The sequence below is a fragment of the Cellulomonas sp. genome, assembly GCF_035634735.1.
Classification (GTDB): domain Bacteria; phylum Actinomycetota; class Actinomycetes; order Actinomycetales; family Cellulomonadaceae; genus Cellulomonas.
The window spans coordinates 1-2,574 of the sequence record NZ_DASQCJ010000127.1; the positions used below are offsets into that span (position 1 = coordinate 1).

Sequence of the window (2,574 nt, forward strand, 5' to 3'; positions counted from 1 at the left end):
GCCCGCCCGGGGGCGCCCGGGACCGCCGCGACCCCCGACTCCGCGACCCATCCGGACCGCCCCCCCGCTCCGAACGACCGGGTGAACGCCCGCCGGACCCCGCCGGCGACCGCGACCCGCCCTCGCCCACCGGAGCCCCCATGACCGCCCTCGCCCCCCTCGCCCGAGCCGCCGCGACCGACCTGTTCGGCGAGCCCCTCAGCCCCCGCGAGCGCATCGTCCTCGCCGAGCTCGCCGAGGACGTGACCCTCGAGGACATCGCCCGCAAGCTCTTCGTCTCGCGGAACACCGTCAAGACGCAGGTGCGGTCGATCTACCGCAAGATCGGCGCGTCGACCCGTGCCGAGGCGGCCGCCTGGGCCGAGGCGGCCGGCCTGCGCTGAGCCGGTCGGCGCCCTGACCTGCACCACCGCCCGGCCGGGGCCCGCGGGTCGCGCGACCTGCGCGCGCCCCCTTCAAGTGTGTCGTAGGTCACATCTACGCTCGCCCCATGGAACAGGCGATCGAGGCCCGCGGGCTCGTCAAGCGCTACAAGGGCGTCACCGCCCTGGACGGCGTCGACCTCACGGTGCCGTCCGGCACCGTGCTCGGTCTGCTCGGCCCCAACGGGGCGGGCAAGACCACCATCGTCCGGGTCCTGTCCACGCTGCTGCGCCCCGACCAGGGCACGGCGCGGGTCACGGGCGTCGACGTGCTCGCCCGCCCGGCCGAGGTCCGGCGCCGCATCGGGCTGTCCGGCCAGTACGCCGCCGTGGACGAGTACCTCACCGGCTACGAGAACCTCGACATGATCGGCCGGCTCTACCACCTCGGGAAGCGGCGGTCGCGCGACCGGGCGCGCGAGCTGCTGGCGTCCTTCCGGCTCGAGGACGCGGCGGACCGGCCGACCAAGACGTACTCCGGCGGCATGCGCCGGCGGCTCGACCTGGCCGGGGCGCTCGTCGCGGACCCGCCGGTGATCTTCCTCGACGAGCCGACCACCGGCCTGGACCCGCGCGGGCGCACCGAGATGTGGGACGTGATCCAGACGCTCGTCGCCGGCGGCACCACGCTGCTGCTGACCACGCAGTACCTGGAGGAGGCCGACGTCCTCGCCGACGAGATCGTGGTCATCGACCACGGCCGGATCATCGCCCAGGGCACCGCCGACCAGCTCAAGCGGCAGGTCGGCGGGGAGCGCCTGGAGCTGACCGTCGCGGACGTCGCGCTGCTCGCGGGCGTCGAGGAGGCGCTCGCCCCGCTCGGCGTCGGGCGGCCCACGGTCGACGACGGCCGGCGGTCGTTCGTCATGCCCGTGTCCGGCGGGCCCGAGGTGCTCAGCGAGGCGCTGCGGCGGCTCGACGAGCGCCAGGTGCGGCTGGAGGACGTCGGCCTGCGCCGCCCGACCCTGGACGACGTGTTCCTCGCCCTGACCGGCAAGACCGCGGAGCAGGACGGCAACCCCGACCCGAAGGCAGGTGCGTGATGCCGGTGCCACCCGTGATCGCGGACGCCTCCGTGGTCGCCAAGCGGAACATCATCAAGATCAAGCGGGTGCCCGACCTGCTGGTCTTCACCACGCTGTCCCCGATCATGTTCGTCCTGCTGTTCTCGTACGTGTTCGGCGGGGCGATCGACCAGCAGGGCGGCGGGCAGGCCTACCGGGAGTTCCTCATCGCGGGGATCTTCGCCCAGACCGTGATCTTCGGCGCCACCGTCACCGGGGCGGCCCTCGCCGAGGACCTGAAGAAGGGCATCCTCGACCGGTTCCGCTCGCTGCCCATGGCCCCGTCGGCGGTGCTGACCGGGCGCACGTTCTCCGACGTCGTGAACAACATCATCGTGCTCGTCGTGATGGGCCTGACCGGGCTGGTCGTCGGCTGGCGGATCCGGTCCTCGGTGCTGGACGCGCTGGCGGGGTTCGGCCTGCTGCTGGTGTTCGCCTACGCGATCAGCTGGATCATGGCCTGGATCGGGATGCTGGTGCCGAGCCCCGAGGTGGTGAACAACGCGTCGTTCATCGTGATCTTCCCGCTGACGTTCGTCGCGAACACGTTCGTCCCGCTCGACACCCTGCCGGCGCCGCTGCAGACGTTCGCGGAGTGGAACCCGGTGTCCGCCGTGACCCAGGCCGCCCGCGAGCTGTTCGGCAACATCCCGCCCGGCGTGCCCGAGCCGACCGCGTGGCCGCTGCAGCACCCCGAGGTCTACACGCTCATCTGGTCGGCGCTGTTCCTCGTGGTGTTCGTGCCGCTCGCGAACGCGCAGTACCGGGTGTCGACGAGCCGCTGACGGGCGCGGTGCCGCTCGCGCCGGGCCCCTAGACCGACCCGCCGACCCGCCGCCCCTTGCGCGCGTACAGCGCCTCGTCGGCGCGGGCCAGCGCGTCCCGGACCGGCTCGTCGCCGACGGCCTGCGCGACGCCGTGGCTCCAGGTCGGGTCCCCCAGGGTCTGCCGGGTCCCGGCGTCCGCCACCCAGCCCTCCGCGCCCGCGGCGTCCCGCCCGGCGAGCACCACGGCGAACTCGTCGCCGCCGACCCGGCCGATGAGGTCGCCGTCGCCGAGCCCGGCGCGCCAGCCGTCCACGAGGCGTA

4 protein-coding genes are annotated in these 2,574 nt (G+C 73.9%); 3 read left to right on the plus strand and 1 reads right to left on the minus strand.

Going from position 1 to position 2,574, the window contains the following annotated elements:
• The first annotated feature begins 140 nt into the window (after positions 1-140).
• From VER05_RS11265 to VER05_RS11275, 3 genes are all read left to right on the plus strand, one after another.
• Entirely contained in the window at positions 141-383 is a 243-nt protein-coding gene (locus tag VER05_RS11265) for a helix-turn-helix transcriptional regulator (protein WP_324845445.1), read from the plus strand.
• A gap of 107 nt (positions 384-490) precedes the next feature.
• Entirely contained in the window at positions 491-1,465 is a 975-nt protein-coding gene (locus VER05_RS11270; protein WP_324845446.1) for an ATP-binding cassette domain-containing protein, read from the plus strand.
• Positions 1,465-2,271 (plus strand): ABC transporter permease, encoded by an 807-nt coding sequence (locus VER05_RS11275; protein WP_324845447.1) that lies wholly within the window; start codon positions 1,465-1,467, stop codon positions 2,269-2,271. The genes VER05_RS11270 and VER05_RS11275 overlap by 1 nt, the downstream gene beginning before the upstream one ends.
• 28 nt (positions 2,272-2,299) lie before the next feature.
• Here the strand turns inward: VER05_RS11275 and VER05_RS11280 are convergent.
• On the minus strand, positions 2,300-2,574 hold a 275-nt coding region (locus VER05_RS11280; protein WP_324845448.1), incomplete at its 5' end, for a diguanylate cyclase domain-containing protein.